The organism is Kushneria sp. AK178, assembly GCF_053903105.1.
Window position 1 is genome coordinate 1,817,475 of the sequence record NZ_CP096381.1, and the last position, 25,338, is coordinate 1,842,812.

The following is a 25,338-nucleotide window of genomic DNA, read 5'->3' on the forward strand; positions in this document are numbered from 1 at the left end:
CGCCGAAACGGGAATAAAAGTAACACATAAAAGTTGACTATTATAATAAGGATTGTAAACCGGCCCCGCCCCGGACGGGGCCTGTCACAACGGGCATTCTGGCATGTCTTTCGGGTGCCGTGCCCGCGGTTTTTTGTCGTGACCAGGGGCAGGCGTCATGCCCCCGGACCATCCGTAACAGGGTCTGTCAGTGGCCGGCGGCATTGACGTCTTCAGCCAGACGCCCGACAGGCGCACGTTTCTGGATCACGCCACGGTCGAGCAAAAAGTTCTCGAAATCCCGGTAGCGGGCAGTATCAAGGGCAGCAGGGCGCAGTGCAAAGCGGGCGATGCTGGCCTCCCAGGCCTGATGGTTGACGTCGTTGTCCAGCGAGTCGTCATAGGCCTTGAACAGTTCCCAGCCTTCATCGGGGTGGTTGACGATCCACATCGTCGCCTTCTCGATGGCCTTCATGAAGCGCGCTATCAGCGGGCGTTTCTCATCCAGCGTCTCGGTGCCGGCCAGAAAGATCAGCTCGTCGTAAATGGGAACGCCCTGCTCCTCGATAAAGAAGGCGCGGCCCTCGACCCCTTCCTGAGCCAGCTGCGCCGGCTCGAAATTACGAAAGGCGCCTGTCACGCCATCGACTCGTTGGCTCAACAAAGCCGGGGTGAGGGCAAAGTTGACGTTAACGGGTTCGATATCGTCCATATCAAGCCCCGAGTGGTTGAGCATCGCCGCCAGCAGGACCTCTTCGACACCGCCGACCGAGTAGCCCACGCGCTTGCCCTTGAGATCGCCAAGCTGATGAATGTCGCTGTCGGCCCGCACCATCAGCACGTTCAGCGGTGTGCCGATCAGGGTGCCGACCCGCTTGACCGGCAGCCCTTCATCGACCTGCAGGTGAAGCTGGGGCTGATAGCCCAGCGCCAGATCCTCGCGGCCGGCGGCCACCAGCTTGGGCGGGGCGGTGGGATCGGCCGGCGTGTCGATGGTGACCTTCAACCCCAAATCCCGAAAGAACCCCTTTTGCTGCGCGATGATGATCGGGGCGTGGCTGGGATTAACGTACCAGTCCAGCATCAGGCGCAGAGAGGCCTCGGGCGGTGAGGATAAAGGCGCCGGCGCACCCTCGCCGGCGCGTTCATCAGCCCTGGCAGCGCCGGTCATGACAACGGCCACGATGGCCACAAGACAGAATCGATCCAACAGTTTTTTCATGTCGTTTCTCCATTGATCAACGCCTGTGAGCCGGTACGGTCCGGCTGCCAGGGCATGGCCAGACGGCACAGGCGATCGACGGTAAAATAAAGCGTGATGGTCATGATCAGCAGCACGATCAGGGCGGCGAACATCAGATCGGTCTGCATGCGGCCATTGGCCTGCAGCATGAGATAGCCAAGACCGGCACTGGAACCAACCCATTCGCCGATGATGGCACCGATGGGCGCCGCGGTAGCCGCCATGCGAAGGCCCGATGCCAGTGAGGGCAGGGCCGCCGGCAAGCGTATATAAAACAGCCGGCGATTGGCGCTGGCTCCCATGGTGGTCGCCAGATCAAGCCAGCCGGTCCGGGTCTGACGCAGCCCGTCATAGCAGGTCGAGGCGATCGGAAAGTAGATGATCAGTGTCGCCATGACGATCTTCGACCCCGGTCCGTAGCCGAACCAGAGCACCAGCAGCGGGGCGATGGCAAAGACCGGTATGGCCTGGGTCAGCAGCAAAAGCGGCAGCACGGTCGAGCGCAGAAAGGCCCAGCGCGACAGCGTCAGGGCAGTCACCGTGCCCAGCAGCGTGCCGCAGGCGAAGCCGGCCAGGATTTCACCCAGCGTGACCAGGCCGTGATGCCACAGTAGCTCTGGCTGTGCGACCAGGGTGTGCATGACGCTTGACGGCGCCGGCAGCATGTAGCGCGGCGCGCCAAGCGCCACCACCAGCTGCCAGACCCCCACCAGCAGGGCGGTGGCCAGCAGCAGTCGTAGCAGGGGACGGATCAGGGTGTATCTCATGCCGCCCGCTCCGTCAGCGTCTTTAAAAGCTCGCCATGATGATGGCTCATCGATGCCGAGGCCGGATCACGCGGCGGCTGGCTTTCGGGTGGCAGAACGCATTCGATATGGGCGGGGGTGCCGCGCATGATCAACAGCTGATCGCCCAGGCGCAGCGCTTCAAGAGGATCATGCGTCACCATGACCACAGTGCAGTCCGACAACAGCTCACAGGCCCGGGCATGTATATCGAGCCGGGTAATGGCATCCAGGGCAGCAAAGGGTTCATCCATCAGCACCAGCGGTGCCTGTTCATAGAGCGTGCGGGCCAGCGCCACCCGGGCCCGCTCGCCACCGGACAGGGTCTGTGGATAGCAGCGTGCAGCCCAGCCCAGTCCGGTCTTCTCGAGAAGCGCCATGGCACGATCGCCATCCCCGCGCTCGCCGCGCATGACCGCACCCAGCTGCACGTTATCGATGACACGCCGCCAGGGCAGCAGCAGATCCTGCTGCCCCATCCAGGCGATACGTTGGTCAAAGGGGCGCTGCCGGTCATCCACCAGCGTCAGACGAGCGTCGCTTGAAACGTTCAGGCCTGCCATCAGGCGCAGCAGCGAGCTCTTGCCGCAGCCGCTTCGGCCCAGCAGACAGCTCCAGCTGGCAGGGGGGAGCGACAGCGAGACATCGTCAAACAGCACACGTTCGCCAAAGGCCAGGCGTGCCGCGTGCACCCGGAGTCCGCCAAAGGGATGAGCGTCAAGGGATGAAGGTGTCTGTGACATGAAAGCCCTTTTAAAGGGCGAAGGGCACGGCTGGCGTGATTCGAAATCCCTCCGCCGGCATGAACCGGATCAGGTAATGGGTGCCGTGGTGACACCTTGCGGGTTGTGGCCGGACCACTCTCAGCATCGATTCCTGTCGATACACCCCGTTCGAACACCGCAGAGTCTAGCGCCTCGCAACGGCATCCACCATGGTTTCCTGTCTGCCGACAGGTGCCATCGCCCTTGATGACAACATAAAGCACTTTTTTAACGAAGCGTTATTTGCATACTAAAGGGCAGGTCGGCCATTGCCGGTGCCTTTCATCAACCAGGGCGGTCTCTGCATGACACCATCGTGCGAACTTACCGAGCGACTCTCCTTCTTTCTGGGGCGCCCCCTCATTGCCCAGCCGCTGGACTGGGAAGATGCATCCAACTGGCGCTGGAAAAGCGATGCCCTGTCGCCGGAAATGATCCGCATGGCGCGAACCAGCATCAATGATCCCTTCTGGCACGGGCTGTGGGCGCTGTTCGGCTTTGATCGCTGGGCACACGCCGAGCATCTGACGCGTCTGGCCGGTAACCTGCCGGCGCACCTGCCCATGCTGCCGCTGCCCATGACCTGGCTGGGCTCCCTTCAGGGCGCTCCGATCTGGAGCCAGCCCTGGCGCGCAGGCCGTACCGCCACCATGGACACGACGTTTACCTCGCGGCTGGGCGAGCAGGTCGGGCGTCTTCATGCTGTCCCTGTCTCGGGCTGGGGCCACCCGCTGGCCGAGGTATGGCCGCTGTCACAATGGCCGGGGCGAGTAAAACGGTATCTCGAGCAGTACATGCCACCGACCGTCCTTCGGGACCTGCCGGCCGAGGTGCCCGTGCCGAACAGTGCTGTCTGGTGCCTGCCGGATCTGCGCAATGACCAGTTCATGCAGGGGGCGACGGACTGGTGCTGGAGCGACTGGGAGGCGCTGGTATGGGCGCCGCGGGAGTTTGACTGGGCATTGATCGAAATGCTGATCACCGATGCCGATCAGCAGCGCTGTTTCCTGGATCGCTACTGGCCGTTTTGTGATGTCATTGATATCGGGGCACACCGACGGATCTGTCGGGCCATCCTGTGGCGGTTCAACTGCTTTGGCCCGTGCCTCTGGCCACAGGTGCGGGATGCGCCGTGCTGGCTCGATCAGCATTGAACACGGTGCTGGCTGAAAGCCTGTTGGATCATGGTCATCGGGACGCAAGGGTGATATGAGAGGGCGATCATGGCACACTACCCCTTATTACAAGAGGTTATTAAAGAAACGCCGTGACCGACTTTAACAGCATATTTTTGATTGGCGGGTTACTGGTGGCCCTGAGCATTCTGGCCAGCCGGGTGTCTGCACGTATCGGCCTGCCGCTGCTGCCGCTGTTTCTGGGCATCGGCATGTTCGCCGGTGTCGACGGTCTGGGGCTGATCGATTTCGGGGATTACAATCTGGCCTACCTGATCGGCCAGCTGGCCCTTGCCATGATCCTGCTGGACGGCGGCCTTCGAACCCGCCTGAAGACCTTCAGGGTAGGGCTGCGACCGGCGCTGTCGCTGGCCACGCTGGGCGTCTTTCTGACCAGCGGCCTGACCGGGCTGTTCGCCATGTGGGTATTCGACCTCAGCCTGTTTCAGGGGCTTCTGGTCGGCGCCATCGTGGGCTCCACGGATGCTGCGGCCGTTTTTTCCATGCTCAGCGGGCAGGGCATCCGTCTCAACGAGCGCGTCGGCGCCACACTCGAGATCGAATCGGGCACCAATGACCCGATGGCGATCTTTCTGACACTGATTTTGTCGCAGACCCTTGCCGGTTCGATCAACAGTGTCTCCGGTACGCTTTTGATGTTTGTCGAACAGTTCGGTATCGGGGCGGTGGCCGGCGTCGCCAGCGGCTGGCTGGTGGGGCGCTTGCTGCGCTGGCTGGACCTGGCGCCGGGGCTTTATTCGCTGCTGGCCGCGGCCCTGGGCTTCAGCGTTTTCGCCCTGACCAACATGCTGGGCGGCAGCGGCTTTCTGGCCATCTATCTCGCCGGTGTCATGATCGGCAATATTCGCGGCAAGCATCTCGAGTTCATCCTGCCTGTCCATGACGGCCTGGCCTGGTTGAGCCAGATCGGGCTCTTCTTGACGCTGGGGCTTCTGGTCACGCCCAGTGAGATGGTCGACTACGCCTGGTCCAGCGTCATGGTCGCCGTGGTACTGATCTTTCTGGCCCGCCCCCTGGCGGTACTACTGAGCCTCAAGCCCTTTTTCGGCTTTCGCTGGCGAGAGCTTGCCTTCATCTCGTGGGTGGGCCTGCGCGGGGCCGTGCCCATCGTGCTGGCCATCTTCCCGGTCATCGCCGGCGTTGAAAATGCGTCGCTCTATTTCAACGTGGCCTTTTTCGTGGTGCTGATCTCCCTGATACTGCAGGGCACCACGATCGGCCACATGGCGCGCTGGCTCAGGGTCGAAGTGCCGGCGGAAACCGCGCCGGCCCGACGTCGATTGCTGGGTGTCCTGCCTGAAGACGACTACGAAATGTTCGTCTACAGGGTCGACAGCAAGCGCGTCGAGAACATGCAGCTGAGGATGCTTCGTTTTCCTTCCGGGGCACTTGTAGCCGCCATCTTTCGCGAACACGCCATGATTCACCCTACCGGAAGCACACGGCTGCAGGCGGGGGATATCGCCTGCGTCATTGCCCGGACCCACGATCTCAACGCCATCAACCATCTTTTCAATGGCGATGCCGAACTCAAGCGGGAACGTGATTTCTTCGGCGCCTTTGCCCTGTCGGGCGAGGCACTTATGGGCGACGTGGCCGACGCCTATGGTCTGACCCTGTCACGCTGGGAGCGCGAGGAAACGCTTGGCGCCTTCATCGCGCGTCGCGTTGGAGGCTATCCGGTCGTGGGGGATGACATCGACTGGCACGGCATTCACTGGATCGTACAGGACGTGGAGGGCAACAACGTCACGCGTGTCGGTATTCGACTGCACGGCTAGCCTGAGTACCGGACACAACAACGCCCGCTGATCAGCGGGCGTTGTATCATCAACAGGCGCGTCTCAGTTCATCATGCGCCACTTGTTGTTTTTCTGCGATGTCGCCGGCAGTGGCTCATCGTCATGATCCAGCTGGATGCGTGTCGATTCATCCAGCAGATCGCCCTGGGGCGTACACTCCTGAAACTCTCCCGCATGCCCCGGACGGTCACCGACATCGTAAACGGCAGGCGGGTTGTTGCCCTCATGCTCGTTCTCTCGTTCCATGTTGCCTTTGGTGAAACCGCGTCCGCTGTTGGCCATTTGAACCTCTCCATGTCATCGAGTCATCCTGAAATGAGCCTAGGCAAGGCGGCATCACTCTGCAACCAGAGTCGGAGAGAGCACGACACTGACAGGGCAGGCACGCCCTGTCAGCGGCCGGACCCTTCGATATCGCTCAACTGTTGAAAGGCGCGCACGGCACTGTCAGTCATGCCCTGTTGGCGATAGCTGGCTTCGAGGTTGATAAAAAGTTCCATCATCTCGTCACTGAGGTAGAGGCTTTCCACTCTGCAACCATCCTTCCAGAGCTCCAGACAGGGCTCGCCCGACTCACACGGCTGCTGAATGACCTCGCACGAGGTCCGATCACGGGCAGCATCGGCGGTCTGCTGCAAACGAACGGATGTCACAACGGTTGCCTCGGTAAGTGAATCGAAGCGTCAACAGTAAGTGCAAGTGTCCCGGTTGTAAATTTTCCGGGCATAAAAGTGATCAGCCATGCGATGGGCTGTCTGCCACGGCGGATCGACGCCGTCGGCCGGAAAGGGGCGTTATCTGCCTTTTTGGCTGTACACGCTGCTCGGGGTGGCGAAAAATAGAAAAAGCCTGTCGATCCATGATCGACAGGCTTTTTGAAATAGTGGCGGAGGGACAGGGATTCGAACCCTGGAAGGGCTACAAACCCTTGGCGGTTTTCAAGACCGCTGCAATCGACCACTCTGCCATCCCTCCGACTTACGGCGATGCATCTTAACAACCTGTCAGCAGACGTCAAGGAGCTTAATTCAATCAAAAGGGGCACGGCTTGCAGAGACAGCATTTGAAGCTCATTCTTGGTTAAAATTCCACCATAATCAGACACAAGGCAGGGAGTGTTCCATGGTCGATAGAACCTATGGGGTCTCGCAAACCGGGACCAAAAGCGTCGAATCACACAAGGTATTGCGCAATACCTACATGCTGCTTGCCATGACACTGCTCTTCTCGGCCGTTACTGCCGGGATCGCGATGTCGATGGGCATCCAGCGCATGAACATTTTTGTATTCTTCATTGGCGCCTACGGGCTGATGTTTCTGGTCCACAAGACCGCCAACTCGGCAGCAGGTCTGCTGTCTACCTTTGCGTTTACGGGATTCATGGGCTTTACTCTCGGGCCGATCCTCAGTGCCTATCTGACGCTGTCCAACGGTCCGCAGCTGATCATGACGGCGCTGGGCATGACGGCGGCCACCTTTGTGGGGCTGTCAGCGGTGGCGCTGATTACCCGCAAGGATTTCAGCTTTCTGGGCAACTTCATCATGGCCGGCGCGATCGTGCTGATTCTGGCCATGGTGGTGGCGATGATCTTCAACATCTCGGGGCTGGCGCTGGCCGTCTCGGCAGGCTTTGTCCTGTTTGCCTCGGCCGTGATCCTGTTTGAAACCAGCCAGATCATCCATGGCGGGCAGACCAACTACATTCTGGCCACCATCAGCCTTTATGTGGCCATCTATAACCTGTTCATCAGTCTGCTGTCGCTTCTGGGGATGTCCTCCAGCGACTGATCCATCGACACATCATGATCTGTTAGTATGAAACCCCTGCCTTCGGGCAGGGGTTTCTTTGTTTCGAGAGGCTTGCTTCAGGAGAGATATCTTGGCCTCACAAGGATTGACCTATGCCCTGATGGTTCAGGGGGCACCCTACAGCCAGCAGGCGTCTCACAGCGCGCTGCGCTTTGCCGAGGCCCTGCCGGCACAGGGACACCGTGTGGCAACGGTCTTTTTCTATCATGACGGCGTCTACAATGCCGCCAGCATGATGTCACCGCCGCCGGATGAACCGCATCTTCTCGAGCGCTGGCGAGCGCTGCACCAGGTGCAGCAGTGTGAGCTGCTGGTCTGCGTGGCGTCGGCCATCCGGCGCGGCCTGCTGGATGACGGTGAGGCGCGGCGCCACGGACATGAACATGCCACGCTTGAGGCTCCGTTCGAGCTGACGGGGCTGGGCCAGCTCATGCAGGCGGCGCTCACTCATGATCGATTGATTACCTTTGCCCCTTGAGGCAAGCATCACAAACAGGGCAGTGACACCATGAGTTCCAGAAGCATACTGGTGATCGTGCGTCACCCACCGCACGGCTCAAGCTGGGTACGCGAAGGGCTTGAAACGGCGCTGGTCGGTGCCGCACTGGGGCAGCCACCAACCATTTTGTTCAGCGGCGATGGCGTGTTGGCGCTGCTTGCCGATCAGCAGCGTGGCGCGCTGGGACAAAAGGGCAGTGCGGCCATGCTGGAAGGTCTGTTTTTGTATGACATCGAGCCGCTCTGGTATGACCGTCAATCGCTTGACGCGCGCGGTGTTGACATCGAGGGGTTGATGCCGGGATGTCAGCAGGCGTGTATTGCCGACATGATCGCCCGGCACGATGTGGTCATGAGCTTTTGATATCCCGTTTTCCCTACCGACTAGAGTCACCATGAACACGCTTCACCTGGTCAATCGCTCTCCTTTCAGCACCCGCATCCTGGACGAGCTTGCTGCTGCCGTCTCGGAGGGCGATCATGTGCTGCTGATCGAGGATGGTGTCTACGCCGCCGCCACAGCGACCTCCCGTGTCCTGCCACAGGGCATTAACCTCTGGGCGCTCGCGGAGGACTGTACGTCAAGAGGCGTGATCCCGATGCCTGAAACAGGCACGCTCGACATGGCAGGCTTTGTGGCCCTGACAGCCAGCACCGAGCGGACGGTCAGCTGGTTTTGAACCGTTGGCCATCCTGACATGTCGTCGATACGACTTTCTCACTGCTTACAACGCCAGACGCCATGACTTCGAACACAACCCCCCTGACGCTTGCAGATGGCACCAGCATCGCACTGGACAGCGACGGCCATCTGCAGAACATCGAAAGCTGGTCCCCCGAAGTAGCCCGCAAAATGGCCGAGCGCGAAGGGCGCGAGTTGACGCCCGCCCACTGGGAAATCATCGAGCTGCTGCGTGATTTTTATGCACGCTTCGAGATGGCCCCTGCCATGCGCGCCCTGGTCAAAACGACCCGCCAGCTGCTGGGAGAAGAGAAGGGCACGTCGATTTATCTGATGTCGCTGTTCCCCGAGAGCCCGGCGCGCGTGGCCGCACGCCTGGCCGGTCTGCCACGCCCCACGAACTGTTTGTAGGTCAAGACTTGAACTTCCTTGCTCATGCCTGGCTTGCGCGCCACGGCAGCGATATCTTCCTGCTGGGCAATCTGGTGGCCGATGGCATCAAGGGGCCGGTGCCGACCACGGCCGAGGCGGAATTCGCCCGGGGCGTGCGGTTTCACCGTCGAATGGATGCCCTGATCGACCAGCATGAGACCACGCTGGCACTCAAGCGGCAGGCGCCCGAAGCGCAGCGGCGTGTCTGCGGCATTGCGCTGGACATCGTCTGGGATCACTTTCTCGCCAGGTGCTATCCCGATGCCGCCCTGAATCGACGCATTCATCGGGTACTGGCCCATCATGACGCCATGATTCCGCCACGGCAGACGCGACTCTTTGAGCATCTGCGGCGCGAGAACTGGCTGGAAGCCTATGGCGATTTCGATTTCACCTGCCGGGCCATCGCCGGCGTGGGCACACGCCTGTCCGGCCCCAATCGACTGGCCGAACTGACGCCCTGGCTTGAGCGGGAATATTCACTGCTGGAAGAGAGCTTTCATGCGATCTGGCCCTGGATGCAGCGCGCGGCATGCGACCATGCCGCCACCCTAGCTGACCAGTAGCAGACACCGGATGCTGTCGCCCGGCGCGACTCGGGAGTGGGCCTTGATGACCGCCAGCGCATTGGCACTGACGCACGATCGCAGAATGGAAGAGTCCTGATCCTCGAAGGCCTCAGCGTGGTAACCACCGTCCTGCCAGTGCAGGGTCACGCGCATGTAGTGATCGCGACCGGCCGTTTCGGTCGTAAACGCCGCTCGAGCGGTCACCTCCGGCAGCGCCTGCATCGCCTCACATCCCTGCAGGCCGCCCATGAGCGGGCGCAGGAAAAGCCATGCGCCGACAAAGCTCGACACCGGATTGCCCGCCAGCCCCACGAAACGGCACTGATCGATATGCCCCAGCGCCAGCGGCTTGCCGGGGCGAATCGACAGGCGCCAGAGATCCAGCTCTCCCAGCGATTCCAGCGCGCGCCGGACGTAGTCGGCATCGCCCACCGAGACGCCGCCGGTTGTCACGATGACATCTACCTGCCTGGAGGCGCGCTCGAGGGCCTGCGTCATGGCCTCGAGCGTGTCCGGCACCTGTTCCACCAGCGATAGTTCGGCGCCAAAGCGCGGCAAAAGATCCATCAGCATGAAACGGTTGCCATTATAGATCTGCCCGGGGGCCAGCGGCTCGCCCGGCAGCTTCAGCTCATCGCCGGTAAAGAGCAGGGCAACCCGGGGTTTGCGGTAGACCGGCAGCCGGTCGAACCCCTGGCCTGCCAGAAACCCGAGCGCTGCACTGTTGAGTCGCGTGCCCCGGTGTACCAGCACCTCATCGGTCGTGATCTCGCGGCCCTTCAGGCGAACGCTGTTACCCGCTTCAAGCCCGGCGGGGATGAAAACGCCCTCGTCACGGACTTCCACCTGCTCCTGCATGATGACGCTGTCCGCGCCGTCGGGCAGGGGCGCACCGGTAAAGATGCGTGCACAGGTGCCTTCTTCCAGTGGCACCGATGATTGACCGGCCATGATGCGCTGGCTGACAGGCAGCACGCCGCCGCTGTCCCGGGCGCGCAGGGCGTAACCATCCATCGAGCTGTTATCAAAGGGGGGCGTGTCATGCCGGGCGTGCAGCGTCTGCGCCAGCACGCGATCACCGGCTGCCTCGAGCGCGACCCATTCATAAGGCAGCGGTTCGAGGCCGTTCGCGAGCGAGTCCAGTGCCTGTTGCGGCGTATGCAGACGACCGCTGTCAGCCATGCTGCCTCCGCCCGGGAATGACTAGATTGGCGAAGTTGCAGGGCTTGTGCCGGCTATCGAGCTGCTCGGCCAGAATGCCCTCCCAGCCGGTGCGACAGGCGCCGGTCGAGCCGGGCAGACAAAACACCACCGTATGGTTGGCAAAACCTGCCAGCGCCCGGCTCTGAATGGTCGAGCTGCCGACATCGTCCTGCGAGAGCCGGCGGAACATCTCGCCAAAGCCTTCGATATGACTGTCAAACAACACGCCAACGGCCTCGGGCGTGGAATCCCGACCGGTAAACCCGGTCCCGCCCGTCGTGATAACAATCTGTACTCGTGGGTCGGCAATCAGGCGCGCCACTTCCGCACGAATCTGATAGAGCTCATCGCGGATGATCTGTCGCGCCACGCAGCGATGCCCGGCGCTTTCGAGCGACTCGATCAGCAGGGCACCGGAGCGGTCGCTGCTCTCATCGCGGGTGTCGGAAATGGTTAAAACGGCAATATCGAGCGGTATGAAATCGTCACTCACGAGGATGCGCTCTCCTTTGCCTTCTGACGCGCTTCAAGTGCCTTGAGCTGTTCCTCGGTGGCCGGCGGCTGATGATGGGCTTTCCACTCACTGTAGGGCATGCCATAGACATGCTCGCGGGCGCTTTCCAGATCGAGCTCGATGTGGCGCTCTTCGGCCGCCGTCACCAGCCACTTGGACAGACAGTTGCGGCAGAAATCGGCCAGAATCATCAGATCGATGTTTTGTACATCGCGATTGTCATCGAGGTGTCTGAGCAGGCGGCGAAAGGCGGCGGCCTCGAGCTCGGTCTGCGTCTGCTTGTCCAGCTGTTCCATGTTCAGACTCCTTGTCAACGTGCTGTATGCCGCAAAAGGTGAGCAAACAGGATAGAGGGATATTGTAGGCGCTCATCAGGGTGGCGAGTAGTCCTTCGACAGCACGGTATACACCGGTCAGACCCGGTCGCCCGGAGCGCACACCGACAGCACCAGCGCATCCGCCTCACTGATGGAGACCTTGGCGTGGCCCATGTCGCTGTCAAAATAGAGGCTATCGCCGGTATCCAGCTGAAGGGGCTCATAGAATTCGCTGTACATCAGAATCGAGCCCTCCAGAACCAGCAGAAACTCCTCGCCGCCATGGCGTACCCAGTCCGGAAACGTCTGAATGCTGCGGGCGCGAACGATGGTCTTGAAAGGTGTCATGAGCTTGGGCGACAGCTGGGTCGATAACAGCTCATGCTCATAGGTGGGGGTCGGGTGCTGTTCACCCTCGCCACTGCGCGTCAGATCCCGTCGCCCGGCATTGCAGGGGGCCCTGCGCGGACTCTTGAGAAGCTGCGGCATGTCCAGCTCGAGCCCGATCATGAGCTTTTGAACGACCACGAAGCTTGGTGACACCAGATCGTTTTCGATCTTGGACAGAGTCGAGCGCGCCACGCCGGTACGACGGCTGACCTCTTCCAGCGTCAGCTGCTGGGCCCGGCGGATTTCACGCAGACGCTCGCCCAGGCGCAGGGGCTCAACGAAAGGCTTCTGCCCGCGGGCAAGGTTCATGCCACCCCCGGTTCTTGTGTCACGATCCGTCATCCTTTCACGAGCATCCTTCAGGTGGCTTCAGCGCGATACAGCTGCCGTGGGTGCCACCATTGCCCGCCCTTGCGTGCGGCTTTGAAGCAATGCCGGCCACGCCTGCCATCAGGGCGCCAGCCGGCTTTTCAACCAGTGGCCGTCGGTGGCGCGCCAGCGATAGCGAATCCGGTCATGCAGTCGGCTGGGCTGGCCCTGCCAGAACTCGATCATGATCGGTACTACCCGGTAGCCACCCCAGTGCGGCGGCCGGTCCACATCATTGTCCTGATAGGCGCTTTCAAAGCGGCGAGTGCGCTCCTCCAGCCACTGACGATTGGGAATTTCCACGCTCTGCTGGGAGATCCAGGCGCCCAGCTGGCTGGCCCTGGGGCGCGAGTGGAAATAGGCATCGGAGACCTCGTCGGAGACCTGCTCGACATGCCCTTCAATGCGCACCTGACGCTGCAGGGTCGGCCACCAGAACACCAGCGCCGCATGCGGGCAGGTGCCCAGTTCGCTGCCCTTGTGGCTCTGATAGCTGGTGTAGAACACCATGCCATTCTCATCGAACCCCTTGAGCAGCACGATACGGGCATGGGGCATGCCTTCGTTGTCGGCCGTGGCCAGTGTCATGACATTGGCATCGTCGCGCTCGCTTTCCAGCGCTGCATTGAGCCACTCCGAGAACAGGGGCCATGGCGTTTCGGGCGTATTGTCGCCGTCGAGAAAGTCTCCGGCATAATCACGACGCAGATCAGAAATGGTGCTCATGAGCGGTTTCCTTGAAGCTTCGCAGAGGCATTACGGACACTGCCTCGTTATATTGTCATGGACATGATCCATGCCCCGGGGGCCGTTTCATTGCAGGTTCGAGGCCTCATCGGCCCGCTGCCAGCGGCGGATGTAAAAGGCATAGCTCCCGGCGCTGAGCAACAGGGTCAGAGCGGAGAGTGCCTCGATCAGGCCCAGCCACCATAGCCCCGGTAACTGAAGCATGGCAGCCCCCTGAATGATATAAAGCACGCTGACAAACGCCAGCCAGCCATAGCCGCGCCGGCGTTCGGTGCGCAGCACAATGCCCAGTAACAGCAGCGGTACGATGCGCACCAGCACGGGCAGCAGTGTTTCCGTGCCACCATACCGGGCCAGCATCAGCCCCGTGATCAGGGTAACCGTCAGAAGCACGGCCCAGCTGATGGCCACGACCCGCCGCGCCCGCTGCCTGGCACCAGAGGCGCCATAGCGCTGTTCGAAGGTACGAAACAGCACGGCTACTGTCCTCTGGTAGTTTCAAGCGCCAGCGCCAGCCGCGCCAGGCGCCTGCCCTGAGCTGTCGCCAGCGCCTGCTCTTCATCATCGATACTGCGATCATTGTCCGGCCCGGCGAAATGACTGGCACCGTAGGGCGTGCCGCCGGTACGCGTGGTGAACATCTCATCCACGCTATAGGGGATGCCTGCAATCACCATGCCGTGGTGCAAAAGAGGGTTCATCATCGTCAGCAAAGTGCTTTCCTGTCCGCCATGGATGCTGGAGGTCGAGGTAAAGACCGTGGCGGGCTTGTCAACCAGCACACCGTTGAGCCAGAGCGTGCTGGTGCCATCCAGGAAGTGTTTGAGGGCAGCCGCCATGTTGCCAAAGCGGGTGGGACTGCCCAGGGCAAGGCCTGCGCAGTCACGCAGATCGTCATGACTGGCATAGACCGGCCCCTCATCGGGGATGTCGCCGGCCACCGCCTCGCACTCGCTGGATACCGATGGCACCGTGCGCAGACGGGCATCGATGCCTCCCACCGATTCGATGCCTGCGGCAATGTGGCGGGCAATATCGCGTGTTGCGCCCTGACGGGAGTAGTAGAGCACCAGTACGTAGGGTCGAGTCATGACATATCCTTGTGGAGGCGATAGAGGCCAATTCTGGCAGGTATGCCACTATTGTGCCCATCGGGACCATGGTTGTCAGGCGCCATCGCCGCTGGCATCGAGACGGCAAAGCGCCTGGCGATCGCCATGTTTGCGACTACAATCAAGTGGTTATCGTCAGGAGCAGGACACGGTGAGACGTTTTTCCCTACCCCGATTTCCATGGTGGTTGCTGACGCCGTTCAGGGCGCTGCTGGCACTTTTCAAGCGCTTCAACGCGCATGATGGCCTGCAGACCGCCGCGTCGCTGACCTACACCACCCTGTTCGCCGTGGTCCCGCTGACCACCGTAGCGTATTCCCTGTTCGCCGCCATACCGGAATTCCAGGAGGCCGGCGACCGTATCCAGCAGTTCGTGTTTCAACAGTTCGTGCCCGAGACGGGGCAGACCATTCTGGACACGCTGCGAGGCTTTACCCAGCAGGCTCGTGGATTGACCATGGTGGGGGTGGTCTTTTTGCTGGTGACCTCGATTCTGATGATGATGACCGTGGAAAATGCGCTCAACCGCATCTGGGGCGTTCGCCACAATCGCCACGGCTTGATGGGGTTTCTGGTGTACTGGGCCGTTTTGACGCTGGGGCCCATCCTCATCGGCAGCGGTTTTTTGCTGTCCTCCTATCTGGCCTCCATCAGCGTGTTGAACTCGGCCGCCTCCTGGCTGGGCGGCAGCGATTTCATACTGCATTTTCTGCCGCCGATTCTGAGCTTTCTGGCCTTTCTGTTCATCTATATCACTGTGCCCAACGCCCGGGTGCGCTTCAGGCATGCCGCCGCCGGGGCGCTGCTGGTCTCGGTATCGCTGGAGCTGGCCAAGTGGGGCTTTTCCATCTTTGTGACCAATTTCCCCTCCTATCAGATCCTGTATGGCGCCTTTGCAGCGGTGCCGCTGTTTCTGATCTGGATATTTCTGAGCTGGTTCATCATCCTGATGGGGGCCGAACTGGCGGCCTGGCTGGGAGAAATCCAGCGCGCCGACTGGCGTCGCTGGCCACTGTTCTGGCAGGCCGTGGGCATGCTGACCCTGCTGCACCGGACACACGCCCGCGGTGAAGGCGCCCTGACGGCCTCAAGCGTGCGCAAGCGGCTGGGCGGGCACTATCACAAACTGTTAAGCGTACTGTCCGAGCAGGGCTGGATTGTCATCGGCGAGGAGGACGAGTGGGTGCTGGCCAGACCGCTCGACACCCTGACGCTCAGCGAGGTGGTCGCCGGCCTGCCCTGGGCGATGCCCGAGCAATATCGCCCGCCGGAAGGCTATAGTAAGGTGGCCGACATGATGCGTACCGCGCAGCAGCGCTATCATGACGCTCTGGATGTTCCAATGGCTTCAGCCCTTGCGGACGACTCCGACAGCAACAGGCCCATCACCCCATGACGGCACTGGCCGGGAGGTTCGGCACTTCATACCTTATTCCCGACGCGACGCTCTGACACTGATGCTGTCTGACCGGCAGCACCCCCTGTTTGAACGATAAGCCTATTGGTGCACTGCCAATACGCGAGGAGTAGCCCGATGAATGCCAATCAACGCGATGAGCAGCTTTTTTTTCGTGAAATGGCTGACGTCATTCCGCTCAACAAGGGACGCAACCGCGCCGATGCCGGTAATCACGGCGCGCGCACGCCCAGCGATGCGCAGCTGGCCAGACGGGCCAGCGCCCAGGATGGCGAGCGGGAAAGCAATTTCCTGTCCGATGAATTTGTCGACCTGCTGCCCGTCAACGACCCGGTCGAGTTTCGCCGTGATGGCATCCAGACCGGGGTCATCGAGAAGTTGCGACACGGCGGCTATCAAATCGATTCACAGCTCAATCTGCTCAAGCGCCCGGTGGCAGAGTGCCGGCGCGAGCTGTTCAACTTCATTCGCCAGGCCCACGAGCATGAGCTGAGGTGCGTGATGATCATCCACGGTCGCGGCAAAAGCGATGAGAGTCATGCCAACGTGGTGCGCTCCTATGTCGGCAAATGGCTGGCGCAGTTCGACGAGGTTCAGGCCTATGTTACGGCGCAACCGCGCCACGGGGGGCTGGGCGCGACCTATGTGATGCTGAGAAAGTCTCATCGCGCCCGCCAGCGCAATCGTGAACTGCACCAGCGCCGTGGCGCGCCCTGAGGGCAGGCATCGTTTTTGTTGGCAGCAGAAGAAGGGCCTCTCGATCGAGAGGCCCTTCTTTCATGCCGTCATGCGCCGACAGGCTCATGCCGCAACACTATTCGTCGGGGTTATAGGAAAGAATCGGCGACAGCCAGCGCTCCATGGTGTCGCGCGACATCGCCTTGCGCGTCGCCAGCGCATCGATCTGATCGCGACTGATGCGGCCGGTCGAGAAATAGCGCGACTGCGGGTGCGAAAAGTACCAGCCCGATACGGCCGCCGCCGGCCACATGGCGAAACTTTCGGTCAGGGTCATGCCGGTGTTATCGGGTGCATCAAGCAGCTCGAACAGGGCGGTCTTTTCGGTGTGATCGGGGCAGGCCGGATAGCCCGGTGCCGGGCGAATGCCGCGGTATTTCTCGTTGATCAGGGCATCGTTGTCCAGCGTCTCGTCCGGCGCATAGCCCCAGTATTCACGACGCACCCGCTCGTGCATGCGCTCGGCCAGCGCCTCGGCCAGACGATCCGCCAGCGCCTTGACCATGATCGCGTTGTAGTCGTCGCCGGCCTGCTCGTAACGACGGGCCAGCTCATCGGCGCCATGACCGGCAGTGACGGCAAAGCCGCCGATCCAGTCCGCGCGGCCGCTATCCTTCGGCGCAATGAAATCCGCCAGGCTATAGCAGAGGCCGTCACGGTTTTTGGTGGTCTGCTGCCGGATGTGATGAAGGTGCTTGATCACCGTCCGGCGCGACTCATCGGCATACACCTCGATCACGTCATGATCGACGCTGTTGGCCGGCCAGAAGCCGATGACCCCGCGCGCCTGAATGTGGCGCTCGTCGATGAGCCTGTCGAGCATGGCGGTCGCATCCTGATACAGGTTGCGCGCGGCGTCACCCACCACATCATCCTCAAGGATCTTCGGGTATTTGCCCACCAGCTGCCAGCTCATGAAAAAGGGCGTCCAGTCGATGTAGTCGACCAGTTCGCGCAGGTTTATATCGTCAAACACACGCAGTCCGGTAAAACCGGGGGCCGGGGGCTCGTAGTCATCCCAGCCGCCATCGAAGTGGCGCTCGCAGGCCTGTGCGTAGTTGAGATCGGCCGATTTGGGGCGTCGCTTGCTGTTACGTTCACGGACCTTTTCATATTCGGCGCGGATTTCGCCGGCATAGGCTTCTTTCAGCCCGGGCGAGAGCAGTCGGCTGGCCACTCCCACTGCGCGGGAGGCATCGGTGACATACACCACCGGATGGCTGTAGGCAGGCTCGATCTTGACCGCCGTGTGCGCCTTGGAGGTGGTGGCACCGCCGATCAGCAGGGGGATATCAAAGCCCTGGCGCTCCATCTCCTTTGCCACGTGCACCATCTCGTCCAGCGAGGGGGTGATCAAACCCGATAGACCGATGATATCGGCGTTGTGCTCGCGGGCGGCGGCGAAAATCTTCTCCGCCGGCACCATGACGCCCAGGTCGATCACCTCGTAATTGTTGCACTGCAGCACCACGCCCACGATGTTCTTGCCGATATCATGGACATCCCCCTTGACCGTAGCCATGACGATACGACCCTTGCTGTAATCGTCGTCACTCTTTTCCGCTTCGATGTGGGGGATCAGATAGGCCACGGCCTGTTTCATGACGCGTGCCGACTTGACCACCTGGGGCAAAAACATCTTGCCGGCGCCGAACAGATCGCCCACCACGTTCATGCCATCCATGAGCGGGCCTTCAATCACCTCAATGGGGCGATCGGCCCGCTGGCGCGCCAGCTCGGTATCCTCCTCGATATAGCTGGTAATGCCCTTGACCAGCGCATGCTCGATGCGCTTTTCAACCTCCCAGCTGCGCCATTCGAGATCCTCCTTTTTCTGGGGGCCGCCACCGTCATCCTTGTAGCGTTCGGCGATTTCCAGAAGCCGCTCGGTGGCGTCCTCGCGGCGGTTGAGCACCACGTCCTCCACGGCATTGCGCAGCTCGTCGGGCAGGTCGTCATACACCGCCAGCTGGCCGGCATTGACGATACCCATCGTCAGGCCGGCGCGGATGGCGTGATAGAGAAAGACCGAATGGATGGCCTCGCGGACCGTGTTGTTGCCGCGAAAGGAGAAGGAGACGTTGGAGACGCCGCCGGAAATCATGGCGTGCGGCAGGTGCTGTTTGATCCAGCGCGTGGCTTCGATGAAATCGACCGCGTAGTTGTTGTGCTCCTCGATGCCGGTCGCGATGGCAAAGATGTTGGGGTCAAAAATGATGTCTTCGGCCGGAAAATCGATTTCGTCGACCAGAATGCGATAGGCGCGCTCGCAGATCTCGGTCTTGCGCGCCATGGTGTCGGCCTGACCCTGCTCGTCAAAGGCCATGACCACGATGGCCGCGCCGAATCGACGGCACTGCGCGGCCTGATAGCGAAAGTTGTCCTCACCTTCCTTCATCGAGATCGAGTTGACGACCGCCTTGCCCTGGATGCACTTGAGACCGGCCTCGACGATCTCCCATTTGGAGGAGTCGATCATGATGGGCACACGCGAGATGTCCGGCTCGGAGGCGACGAGCTTGAGGAAGTGCTCCATCGCGCCCTTCGAGTCGAGCATCCCCTCATCCATGTTGATGTCGATGACCTGAGCGCCGTTGTCGACCTGCTCGAGCGCCACTTCCAGCGCGGTGGTGAAATCCTCTTCCTTGATCAATCGCTTGAAGCGGGCGGAACCGGTCACATTGGTGCGCTCGCCGACGTTCACGAACAGCGACCTCGCATTGATATTGAAGGGCTCGAGCCCGGAGAGGCGACAGGCGGGCGCGATATCCGGCACCATCCGGGGCGGCAGGTCGGTCATGACGCGCTTGATCGCGGCAATATGCTCCGGTGTGGTACCGCAGCAACCGCCCATGATGTTGACCAGCTGCTGCTCGCCGAAGGTACGTACGATCGCCGCCATCTCGTCGGCTTCCTGATCGTATTCACCGAATTCGTTGGGCAACCCGGCGTTGGGGTGAACCGACACATGCGTGTCGGCCCGGCGCGACAGCTCTTCAAGGTAGGGGCGCAGATCTTCCGCGCCGAGTGCACAGTTGAGACCCACGCTGAGCGGCCGGGCATGGCGCACGGAGTTCCAGAACGCCTCGGTGGTCTGTCCCGACAGCGTACGCCCGGACGCATCGGTAATGGTGCCCGAGATCATGATGGGCACGCGGTAACCGAGCTCTTCAAACAGGACATCGAGGGCGTAGATGGCCGCCTTGGCGTTGAGCGTATCGAAGATAGTCTCGATCAGGATCAGGTCGCTGCCGCCCTCGATCAGGGCGCGGGCGGCTTCAATATAGTTGTCGACCAGCGCTTCGAAGGTGACGTTGCGCATGGCGGGGTCGTTGACATCGGGCGAGATCGAGGCCGTGCGGCTCGTGGGCCCCAGCACCCCCGCCACGAAACGGGGCAGGCCGGTCTCATCGGCAACCTCGTTACACACCTCGCGGGCCAGCCGGGCCGCTTCGCGGTTAAGCTCCACCACCAGTTCTTCGGCATGATAGTCGGCCTGGGAGAGGCGGGTACTGTTGAAGGTGTTGGTCTCGATGATGTCAGCGCCGGCCTCGAGATAGTCGCGATGCAATCGCTTGATAACCTCGGGCTGGCTGAGCACCAGCAGATCGTTGTTGCCCTGGAGATCACTTTCCCAGCCTGCAAAGCGATCACCGCGGAAGTCCTGTTCGGTCAACCGCTCGTTCTGGATCATGGTGCCCATGCCACCATCAAGGATCAGTATGCGATCCGACATCAGGCGGGTCAGCGTCTCCAGAACCGGTGAATCGGCAACGGTAGGCATGGAAGAAGGTCTCCGGAGGGTGGTCGGGCGTACGTGAAAGAGGGCGTATTTTAGCAAACCCCTGTCAGGCGGATAGGCTTGCGGCCTGAAAGACATTCACGCCGACCATGAGTCGGGATCATTCATGCCGCAAGGGCCGCGGCGCGCGGCCCATATCGCCGAATTCATTTACCCGAGTGTTGCACTCGGATTTGTCGCGAGCTGCTGGCTGACATAAAATACAGACAGACTTCTTTACTGCGATTGCGCACGAGGCCGCCAATGAGTCAGACCATCGAAATTACCGAAAGCGCGCAGGATTATCTCGCCGATCTGCTCTCGCGTCAGGACGTTGAAGGCATCGGCGTGCGTGTCTTCATTACTCAGCCCGGTACGCCCTATGCCGAGACCTGCCTGGCCTATTGCCGACCGGGCGAGGAAGAGGAGAGCGACGAGCGCATCGAGCTCGAGAAATTCAATCTCTTCCTTGAAAAGCACAGCGTTACTTTCCTTGAAGACGCCGTGGTCGATTTCAATGCCGACCGCATGGGCGGACAGCTCACCATCAAGGCGCCCAATGCCAAGATGCCCCAGGTCAGCGAGGACAGCCCGCTGGAAGATCGGGTCAACTACATCCTGTACAGCGAGATCAACCCGGGGCTTGCTGCCCACGGCGGCGAAATTCGTCTGATTCAGCTGACCGAGGACAACGTGGCCGTACTACAGTTCGGCGGCGGCTGTCAGGGCTGTGCGGCTGTGGATATCACGCTCAAGCAGGGCGTCGAAAAAACGCTGACAGAGCGTATCCCCGAGCTGACCTCCATTCGCGATGTGACCGACCACAGCGATACGACCAACGCCTATTACTGATCGCCGCTGGCGATTGCTGGCGCTCGTCAATGCACGTCCCCCCAAAACCCCGGCCTGCCGGGGTTTTTTAATGCGGTAGCGTCGTCGATCTAGTATACGAACGGTGGCATGGGGGCGTTGGAAAGGCGCTCCTGCAGCACCCTGAGCTCGGTTCGCAGGCGAACCAGCTCTTCGTCGCGCTCGGCCAGCAGCCCCGAGAGATGATCCTCACGTCCGCGACTTTCCTGAAGCTGCTGCTCGTTGTGGCGATTCTGCTGACCCAGATCACGCATCTTGCGCTCCTCTTCCTGCAGGGTGCGCCGCTGCTGCTCCAGCTGGGTATTGATCTTCTCGATGCGCTCCTCGAGCTGCTCCTGGCGACGGCGTGCCTGTTTTTCTACCTCCTGTTTTTCATGCCGCGCGCTATCCAGAAGCTGCATCAAGCGATTTTCCGCGCTTTCATGACGTGACTCCTCCTGAGCCAGACGCCGCTTGTACGTCTGATCCTGCTGCTCGAGCGCTTCGTGATGCTCGCGCTCCATGCGATCGCGCTCCTCGCTGAGCGCATCGATCTGTCGGTCGCGCATGGCCAGGCGCTGGTCGCGCTCCTCGAGCTGGCCGCGCAGGTGCGCTGCCTCGCTTTCGAGTCGCGCCAGGCTGGAAGCCTTCTCCTCGAGCCGGGCCGCGGTGCTGTCGAGTCGCTCTCCCAGGGCCTCCAGCCGCTGCTCGGTATCCTCGACGCGTCGCTGAGCCTGGCGGGCTTCCTCACGCGCCTGTTCGACCTGCTCATCCGACTGCTGACGATAAAAGGCAAGAGCATCGCCGGCTTCCTCCTGAGCCTGTTGCCAGAGCCCGGCCAGCGCATCGTGCAGCCGCTCCGGAATGGCCTGCGGCAGGGGGACATTGCGGTTTTCCTCGCGCCTGGCCCGCCACTCCCGCAGATGATCACTGATGGTGGTGAAACTGCCGGTCCCCAGCACCTCGCGGATGCGCTGAACACTCGGCGCATCGCCACGCTGTATCAGGGTTTCGATCGCTCCTTGTACATCTTCGAACTGCACGCCATTTCGTGCCATGACGGCCTCCTGAGTCCCCTGTGATGGCCCTTTGAGTGCTGTTGTTCGGGACGGGCCTCGCTCATCCTCACTATAGCGGGTTATGGTGACAAAAGCATTATTACATAATACATATAACGTAATTTTATTTACGATAAAATCAAAAAAATCATGATTACGCGTCTTATCATGATTTTAGTCGGCATTATGGGTATCATGGCGCTTGGGAAATACCGGACATTCCGGGGAGCATGCGATGAAAAGGGCGTTAAGTGTCGAGCCGGCGGCCGACAGGGATCGTGAGACGCTACTGGTAGCGCGCGACGCAGGCGTCGGGCACGGTCAACTGATTGAGGCGGACAATGACCGGGAGATCGTGGCGGCATGGCTCATGGAGTATCACGCCAGTGCGCAGACCTTCCGGCAGTACCGCAAGGAAGCCGAGCGGCTGCTGTTATGGCTCGAAGGGCAGGGCAGGCGGCTTGCGGACATTGATCGCCGCACACTGGATGACTTCGAGCAATTTCTTGCTGACCCGAGACCCGCCAGTGAATGGATCGGCCCGCCCAGTCCCCGGCACAGCGAACACTGGCGCCCGTTTCGCCGCGGGCTGTCTGCCGCCAGTCGACGCCAGAGTCTGGTGATTTTGCAGACGCTTTTTGGCTGGCTGATCGAGGCGGGCTGGCTGCAGCACAATCCCTTCAGACTGATGCGCGACAAGCGCCGGCGCCTCGATAATACCTCAACAGGCGTCGAGCGCTATCTGGAGCGCCCCCTGTGGCAGTGGTGCTGGCAGACACTCGATACGCCGCCGCCGGCGGATGCAACACCGCGCAGACACTATGAGTTCGAGCGACAACGTTTCATCCTGGCCTTTGCCTATCTACTGGCGCCCAGGGTGAGCGAGATGAGCCATGCCCGCATGAACGATTTTCTCCAGCGTGAGGGGCAGTGGTGGTGGCAGGTGACGGGCAAGGGCAGTCGGCGGGCCCGCATCCCCGTACCGGATGCCATGATGCAGGCATTGTCGCGCTGGCGTCAGGTGCTTGAGCTGACGCCCGTGCCGACGCCGGAAGAAGACACGCCGGTGATCCGGGCGCTGGATGGTCAGCGCGGTGTGGGCGACAATCAGCTCTATCGCATGATCAAAAAGACCTTTGAATCCCTGGCGCTGAAAAGGGAGCAGGCGGGTGGCACTGCAGTGCACGAGGCGCAGCGCCTTCGGCGCGTCACGCCACACTGGCTGCGTCATACGGCCATTACCCATCAGGCACAGCAGGGCGTCGAGCTGCGCTATCTGGCACGCACGGCGCGCCATTCAAGACTTGAGACCACGGCGCGCTATCTCCACGCTGAAACCCGGGAATGGCACGGTCAGATCAATCGACACGGGCTTGATCCATCGGACGACACCCCCGATGACACGCTATAATGCGACCCTTTTTCTACACCAGCACATGGAGCCGGCATGAGTCCGCAAGAGGCCCAGCAGGAACTGATCGACGAATTCGACATGTTTGATAACTGGATGGACCGTTATCAGTACATCATCGATCTGGGGAAGCAGCTTCCCGCCTTTCCCGACGAGTGGAAAAACGATGACACCCGCCTTGATGGCTGTCAGTCCAATGTATGGGTTCATGGTGAGCGCCAGGGCGAGCAGCTGCACTTTGACGCCATCTCGGATGCCGCCATCGTTTCGGGGCTGATCGCCATTTTGCTGCGCATCTACAATGACCGAACGCCACAGGAGATCATCGACACGCCGCCCGACTTCCTGACGGCGCTGGATCTCGACAAGCATCTCTCTCCGACCCGCAGCAATGGGTTGCATGCCATGCTGGAGCGCATCAAGGCCACGGCACACGCACACGCCTGATGCATTTTGCGTCAGACATACGTAAGCTATTCCTTGATTAAGCGAGGAATAAGCCTTTGTGAAGCAGTTCGATATCTACCAGCATGCTGATGGCCGCCTTGAGGCCATCAAGCAGGGCTGGAACTGGCCGGCCTTTTTTCTTGGGACATTCTGGGCGCTGTACTGCCGGCTGTGGCGGATAGCTGCATTGACACTGGCAGGCATCCTGACCATCTCGGTGGCAGGCGCCATGGAGGAGAGCGGGCTGCTCGACATGGTAGTCAATGTCATCTGTCTCGGCGTTTACACTGTCTTTGGCCTTTACGGCAATCGCTGGAAACGCCGCTTGTTGATCGCCAGCGGAGGCCGGTTCAGGGCAACAGTCAGGGCTGCAGGACGCCGGGAGGCCATCGAGCGTCATGCAGGAGACGCGCCATCCGGCGCCCCCGATTCAAACGAGCACACCTTTCAGGCCTGATCGTCGCGCGCCCGGTCAGGATTATCGCCCTGATCATGTGTCAGGCAGTGCCGGCAGGAAGCCTTTTCGGGCACCGGGTCGACGCCGCCGGCACAGAAGGGATGACAGCGCAGCAGCCGCCTGAGGGCGAGCCAGCCACCACGGACGGCGCCGTGGCGCTGAATGGCTTCAATGGCATAGTTGGAGCAGGTAGGCCAGAAGCGACAGCGCGGGCCGATCAGAGGACTGATGCCATACTGATAGACGCGCACCAGGGCGATCAGCACCATGGCGAGCGCCTTTTTCAGCCCCCGCAACAGCTGACGCAGCGCTTCAGCTATTGCCATACAGTGCCTCGGATGACATTAGCGGCGCCGTATCCACCCGAGCGCTCTTTTCATCAAGCGCCAGATAAAAGCAGGTGCGCCGGCCGGTATGGCAGGCAGGTCCGCTCTGGTCCACCTTGAGCAACAGCGTATCGCCGTCGCAGTCCAGAAAGGCCTGATGCAGCATCTGTACCTGGCCCGACGATTCACCCTTGCGCCAGGGCTTATGACGGGAACGCGACCAGTAGCAGACCCGACCGGTACGGAGCGTTTCTTCGAGCGTTTGTCGATTCATCCAGGCCATCATCAGTACTTCACCGCTGTCGAACTGCTGGGCAATGGCCGGCATCAGACCGTCATCGTTCCAGCCGGCAGACGCCAGAAGGTCTTCGAGGTCGGCTTCGACGCCGGGCTCGGCCTGCTCGAGCACCCTGTAGGCAGGGGAGGATGCACTCATGTTACGC

General features: G+C 61.1%; 30 protein-coding genes and 1 tRNA gene. 14 read left to right on the forward strand and 17 right to left on the reverse strand.

The features are described from left to right. Positions 1-187: 187 nt before the first annotated feature. Genes M1D97_RS08170 through M1D97_RS08180 form a run of 3 tightly spaced genes read right to left on the reverse strand, consistent with a single transcriptional unit; the run spans position 188 to position 2,750 of the window. The gene (locus tag M1D97_RS08170; protein ID WP_456267251.1) at positions 188-1,201 is read right to left on the reverse strand and encodes an ABC transporter substrate-binding protein; all 1,014 of its coding nucleotides are present in this window, start codon (positions 1,199-1,201) and stop codon (positions 188-190) included. Then, complete coding sequence (locus M1D97_RS08175) at positions 1,198-1,989, reverse strand: ABC transporter permease (protein ID WP_456267252.1); 792 nt, start codon at positions 1,987-1,989, stop codon at positions 1,198-1,200. The genes M1D97_RS08170 and M1D97_RS08175 overlap by 4 nt, the downstream gene beginning before the upstream one ends. Beyond that, positions 1,986-2,750 carry an ABC transporter ATP-binding protein gene (locus tag M1D97_RS08180; protein WP_456267253.1) on the reverse strand — a complete coding sequence of 255 codons (765 nt, stop codon included), beginning with the start codon at positions 2,748-2,750 and terminating at the stop codon, positions 1,986-1,988. The genes M1D97_RS08175 and M1D97_RS08180 overlap by 4 nt, the downstream gene beginning before the upstream one ends. A 326-nt stretch (positions 2,751-3,076) precedes the next feature. Here M1D97_RS08180 and M1D97_RS08185 point away from each other — a divergent pair, with 326 nt between their 5' ends. Beyond that, positions 3,077-3,925, forward strand: coding sequence for a hypothetical protein (locus tag M1D97_RS08185; protein WP_456267254.1), 849 nt, complete (start codon positions 3,077-3,079; stop codon positions 3,923-3,925). 113 nt (positions 3,926-4,038) lie between these two features. Further along, positions 4,039-5,748: a potassium/proton antiporter gene (locus M1D97_RS08190; RefSeq protein ID WP_456267255.1), complete on the forward strand. Its 1,710-nt coding sequence runs from the start codon at positions 4,039-4,041 to the stop codon at positions 5,746-5,748. Positions 5,749-5,811: 63 nt separating this feature from the next. Here M1D97_RS08190 and M1D97_RS08195 read toward each other — a convergent pair whose 3' ends face one another. The 3 genes from M1D97_RS08195 to M1D97_RS08205 form a co-directional block, all read right to left on the reverse strand. Continuing rightward, entirely contained in the window at positions 5,812-6,051 is a 240-nt protein-coding gene (locus tag M1D97_RS08195) for a hypothetical protein (RefSeq protein ID WP_456267256.1), read from the reverse strand. Between the two features lie 110 nt (positions 6,052-6,161). Beyond that, positions 6,162-6,422, reverse strand: coding sequence for a hypothetical protein (locus M1D97_RS08200; protein ID WP_456267257.1), 261 nt, complete (start codon positions 6,420-6,422; stop codon positions 6,162-6,164). A 231-nt stretch (positions 6,423-6,653) separates the two neighbouring features. Then, positions 6,654-6,744 (reverse strand) — tRNA-Ser (locus M1D97_RS08205). 147 nt (positions 6,745-6,891) lie between these two features. Between M1D97_RS08205 and M1D97_RS08210 the strand changes: the two genes are divergently transcribed. The 6 genes from M1D97_RS08210 (at position 6,892) to M1D97_RS08235 (ending at position 9,756) form a co-directional block, all read left to right on the forward strand. Next, complete coding sequence (locus tag M1D97_RS08210) at positions 6,892-7,557, forward strand: Bax inhibitor-1/YccA family protein (RefSeq protein WP_456267258.1); 666 nt, start codon at positions 6,892-6,894, stop codon at positions 7,555-7,557. A 106-nt stretch (positions 7,558-7,663) separates the two neighbouring features. Then, a complete protein-coding gene (tusD, locus tag M1D97_RS08215) occupies positions 7,664-8,056 on the forward strand; it encodes a sulfurtransferase complex subunit TusD (RefSeq protein WP_456270196.1) in 393 nt (130 codons plus the stop codon). A gap of 30 nt (positions 8,057-8,086) precedes the next feature. Next, positions 8,087-8,440 carry a DsrE family protein gene (locus tag M1D97_RS08220; protein ID WP_456267259.1) on the forward strand — a complete coding sequence of 118 codons (354 nt, stop codon included), beginning with the start codon at positions 8,087-8,089 and terminating at the stop codon, positions 8,438-8,440. Between the two features lie 31 nt (positions 8,441-8,471). Then, positions 8,472-8,756, forward strand: a complete 285-nt coding sequence (tusB, locus tag M1D97_RS08225; RefSeq protein ID WP_456267260.1) for a sulfurtransferase complex subunit TusB — start codon at positions 8,472-8,474, stop codon at positions 8,754-8,756. Positions 8,757-8,818: 62 nt separating this feature from the next. Continuing rightward, positions 8,819-9,169 (forward strand): TusE/DsrC/DsvC family sulfur relay protein, encoded by a 351-nt coding sequence (locus tag M1D97_RS08230; RefSeq protein ID WP_456267261.1) that lies wholly within the window; start codon positions 8,819-8,821, stop codon positions 9,167-9,169. 8 nt (positions 9,170-9,177) lie between these two features. Next, positions 9,178-9,756, forward strand: coding sequence for an acyl carrier protein phosphodiesterase (locus M1D97_RS08235; RefSeq protein WP_456267262.1), 579 nt, complete (start codon positions 9,178-9,180; stop codon positions 9,754-9,756). On the opposite strand, the gene M1D97_RS08240 is transcribed toward M1D97_RS08235, so the two are convergent. The 7 genes from M1D97_RS08240 to wrbA all read right to left on the reverse strand — a co-directional run bounded on the left by M1D97_RS08240 (position 9,742) and on the right by wrbA (position 14,390). Next, a complete protein-coding gene (locus M1D97_RS08240) occupies positions 9,742-10,941 on the reverse strand; it encodes a molybdopterin molybdotransferase MoeA (RefSeq protein WP_456267263.1) in 1,200 nt (399 codons plus the stop codon). The two genes, M1D97_RS08235 and M1D97_RS08240, sit on opposite strands and share 15 nt — an antisense overlap. Then, entirely contained in the window at positions 10,934-11,455 is a 522-nt protein-coding gene (moaB, locus tag M1D97_RS08245; RefSeq protein WP_456267264.1) for a molybdenum cofactor biosynthesis protein B, read from the reverse strand. The genes M1D97_RS08240 and moaB overlap by 8 nt, the downstream gene beginning before the upstream one ends. Beyond that, positions 11,452-11,772 (reverse strand): DUF1244 domain-containing protein, encoded by a 321-nt coding sequence (locus tag M1D97_RS08250; RefSeq protein ID WP_456267265.1) that lies wholly within the window; start codon positions 11,770-11,772, stop codon positions 11,452-11,454. The genes moaB and M1D97_RS08250 overlap by 4 nt, the downstream gene beginning before the upstream one ends. A 117-nt stretch (positions 11,773-11,889) precedes the next feature. Beyond that, the gene (locus M1D97_RS08255; RefSeq protein WP_456267266.1) at positions 11,890-12,525 is read right to left on the reverse strand and encodes a helix-turn-helix domain-containing protein; all 636 of its coding nucleotides are present in this window, start codon (positions 12,523-12,525) and stop codon (positions 11,890-11,892) included. 108 nt (positions 12,526-12,633) lie between these two features. Then, positions 12,634-13,278, reverse strand: a complete 645-nt coding sequence (pdxH, locus tag M1D97_RS08260) for a pyridoxamine 5'-phosphate oxidase (RefSeq protein WP_456267267.1) — start codon at positions 13,276-13,278, stop codon at positions 12,634-12,636. A gap of 87 nt (positions 13,279-13,365) precedes the next feature. Further along, the gene (locus M1D97_RS08265) at positions 13,366-13,776 is read right to left on the reverse strand and encodes a DUF2069 domain-containing protein (protein WP_456267268.1); all 411 of its coding nucleotides are present in this window, start codon (positions 13,774-13,776) and stop codon (positions 13,366-13,368) included. A gap of 2 nt (positions 13,777-13,778) precedes the next feature. Next, entirely contained in the window at positions 13,779-14,390 is a 612-nt protein-coding gene (wrbA, locus tag M1D97_RS08270) for an NAD(P)H:quinone oxidoreductase (protein ID WP_456267269.1), read from the reverse strand. Between the two features lie 172 nt (positions 14,391-14,562). Between wrbA and M1D97_RS08275 the strand changes: the two genes are divergently transcribed. Further along, positions 14,563-15,807 (forward strand): YihY family inner membrane protein, encoded by a 1,245-nt coding sequence (locus M1D97_RS08275; RefSeq protein WP_456267270.1) that lies wholly within the window; start codon positions 14,563-14,565, stop codon positions 15,805-15,807. Between the two features lie 138 nt (positions 15,808-15,945). Next, positions 15,946-16,545, forward strand: coding sequence for a DNA endonuclease SmrA (gene smrA / locus M1D97_RS08280; RefSeq protein ID WP_456267271.1), 600 nt, complete (start codon positions 15,946-15,948; stop codon positions 16,543-16,545). A gap of 97 nt (positions 16,546-16,642) precedes the next feature. Here smrA and metH read toward each other — a convergent pair whose 3' ends face one another. Further along, positions 16,643-20,350, reverse strand: coding sequence for a methionine synthase (gene metH, locus M1D97_RS08285; RefSeq protein ID WP_456267272.1), 3,708 nt, complete (start codon positions 20,348-20,350; stop codon positions 16,643-16,645). A 261-nt stretch (positions 20,351-20,611) separates the two neighbouring features. Between metH and nfuA the strand changes: the two genes are divergently transcribed. Beyond that, on the forward strand, positions 20,612-21,199 hold the full coding sequence (gene nfuA, locus M1D97_RS08290) for a Fe-S biogenesis protein NfuA (RefSeq protein WP_456267273.1): 588 nt from the start codon (positions 20,612-20,614) through the stop codon (positions 21,197-21,199). 89 nt (positions 21,200-21,288) lie between these two features. On the opposite strand, the gene M1D97_RS08295 is transcribed toward nfuA, so the two are convergent. Further along, entirely contained in the window at positions 21,289-22,254 is a 966-nt protein-coding gene (locus M1D97_RS08295) for a DNA-binding protein (RefSeq protein WP_456267274.1), read from the reverse strand. Positions 22,255-22,489: 235 nt separating this feature from the next. Between M1D97_RS08295 and M1D97_RS08300 the strand changes: the two genes are divergently transcribed. The 3 genes from M1D97_RS08300 to M1D97_RS08310 are packed head-to-tail and all read left to right on the forward strand — an operon-like array spanning position 22,490 to position 24,569. Next, complete coding sequence (locus M1D97_RS08300) at positions 22,490-23,665, forward strand: tyrosine-type recombinase/integrase (protein ID WP_456267275.1); 1,176 nt, start codon at positions 22,490-22,492, stop codon at positions 23,663-23,665. A gap of 36 nt (positions 23,666-23,701) precedes the next feature. Continuing rightward, complete coding sequence (locus M1D97_RS08305; RefSeq protein WP_456267276.1) at positions 23,702-24,112, forward strand: SufE family protein; 411 nt, start codon at positions 23,702-23,704, stop codon at positions 24,110-24,112. Positions 24,113-24,170: 58 nt separating this feature from the next. After that, positions 24,171-24,569 carry a DUF2628 domain-containing protein gene (locus M1D97_RS08310; RefSeq protein WP_456267277.1) on the forward strand — a complete coding sequence of 133 codons (399 nt, stop codon included), beginning with the start codon at positions 24,171-24,173 and terminating at the stop codon, positions 24,567-24,569. On the opposite strand, the gene yidD is transcribed toward M1D97_RS08310, so the two are convergent. Then, the gene (yidD, locus tag M1D97_RS08315) at positions 24,560-24,895 is read right to left on the reverse strand and encodes a membrane protein insertion efficiency factor YidD (protein WP_456267278.1); all 336 of its coding nucleotides are present in this window, start codon (positions 24,893-24,895) and stop codon (positions 24,560-24,562) included. The genes M1D97_RS08310 and yidD overlap by 10 nt on opposite strands. Continuing rightward, positions 24,882-25,331, reverse strand: a complete 450-nt coding sequence (gene hisI / locus M1D97_RS08320) for a phosphoribosyl-AMP cyclohydrolase (protein WP_456267279.1) — start codon at positions 25,329-25,331, stop codon at positions 24,882-24,884. The genes yidD and hisI overlap by 14 nt, the downstream gene beginning before the upstream one ends. Between the last annotated feature and the right edge of the window lie 7 nt (positions 25,332-25,338).

Bases quoted from the DNA above. Each gene is read 5' to 3' on its own strand.
- M1D97_RS08255 (WP_456267266.1), bottom strand. From the start codon at position 12,525: ATGACGGATCGTGACACAAGAACCGGGGGTGGCATGAACCTTGCCCGC.
- nfuA (WP_456267273.1), top strand. From the start codon at position 20,612: ATGAGTCAGACCATCGAAATTACCGAAAGCGCGCAGGATTATCTCGCC.
- M1D97_RS08250 (WP_456267265.1), bottom strand. From the start codon at position 11,772: ATGGAACAGCTGGACAAGCAGACGCAGACCGAGCTCGAGGCCGCCGCC.
- M1D97_RS08180 (WP_456267253.1), bottom strand. From the start codon at position 2,750: ATGTCACAGACACCTTCATCCCTTGACGCTCATCCCTTTGGCGGACTC.
- M1D97_RS08175 (WP_456267252.1), bottom strand. From the start codon at position 1,989: ATGAGATACACCCTGATCCGTCCCCTGCTACGACTGCTGCTGGCCACC.
- M1D97_RS08305 (WP_456267276.1), top strand. From the start codon at position 23,702: ATGAGTCCGCAAGAGGCCCAGCAGGAACTGATCGACGAATTCGACATG.
- M1D97_RS08295 (WP_456267274.1), bottom strand. From the start codon at position 22,254: ATGGCACGAAATGGCGTGCAGTTCGAAGATGTACAAGGAGCGATCGAA.
- pdxH (WP_456267267.1), bottom strand. From the start codon at position 13,278: ATGAGCACCATTTCTGATCTGCGTCGTGATTATGCCGGAGACTTTCTC.
- M1D97_RS08210 (WP_456267258.1), top strand. From the start codon at position 6,892: ATGGTCGATAGAACCTATGGGGTCTCGCAAACCGGGACCAAAAGCGTC.
- M1D97_RS08300 (WP_456267275.1), top strand. From the start codon at position 22,490: ATGAAAAGGGCGTTAAGTGTCGAGCCGGCGGCCGACAGGGATCGTGAG.
- M1D97_RS08230 (WP_456267261.1), top strand. From the start codon at position 8,819: ATGACTTCGAACACAACCCCCCTGACGCTTGCAGATGGCACCAGCATC.
- yidD (WP_456267278.1), bottom strand. From the start codon at position 24,895: ATGGCAATAGCTGAAGCGCTGCGTCAGCTGTTGCGGGGGCTGAAAAAG.
- wrbA (WP_456267269.1), bottom strand. From the start codon at position 14,390: ATGACTCGACCCTACGTACTGGTGCTCTACTACTCCCGTCAGGGCGCA.
- M1D97_RS08170 (WP_456267251.1), bottom strand. From the start codon at position 1,201: ATGAAAAAACTGTTGGATCGATTCTGTCTTGTGGCCATCGTGGCCGTT.
- M1D97_RS08220 (WP_456267259.1), top strand. From the start codon at position 8,087: ATGAGTTCCAGAAGCATACTGGTGATCGTGCGTCACCCACCGCACGGC.
- M1D97_RS08240 (WP_456267263.1), bottom strand. From the start codon at position 10,941: ATGGCTGACAGCGGTCGTCTGCATACGCCGCAACAGGCACTGGACTCG.
- M1D97_RS08195 (WP_456267256.1), bottom strand. From the start codon at position 6,051: ATGGCCAACAGCGGACGCGGTTTCACCAAAGGCAACATGGAACGAGAG.
- tusB (WP_456267260.1), top strand. From the start codon at position 8,472: ATGAACACGCTTCACCTGGTCAATCGCTCTCCTTTCAGCACCCGCATC.
- M1D97_RS08185 (WP_456267254.1), top strand. From the start codon at position 3,077: ATGACACCATCGTGCGAACTTACCGAGCGACTCTCCTTCTTTCTGGGG.
- smrA (WP_456267271.1), top strand. From the start codon at position 15,946: ATGAATGCCAATCAACGCGATGAGCAGCTTTTTTTTCGTGAAATGGCT.
- metH (WP_456267272.1), bottom strand. From the start codon at position 20,350: ATGCCTACCGTTGCCGATTCACCGGTTCTGGAGACGCTGACCCGCCTG.
- hisI (WP_456267279.1), bottom strand. From the start codon at position 25,331: ATGAGTGCATCCTCCCCTGCCTACAGGGTGCTCGAGCAGGCCGAGCCC.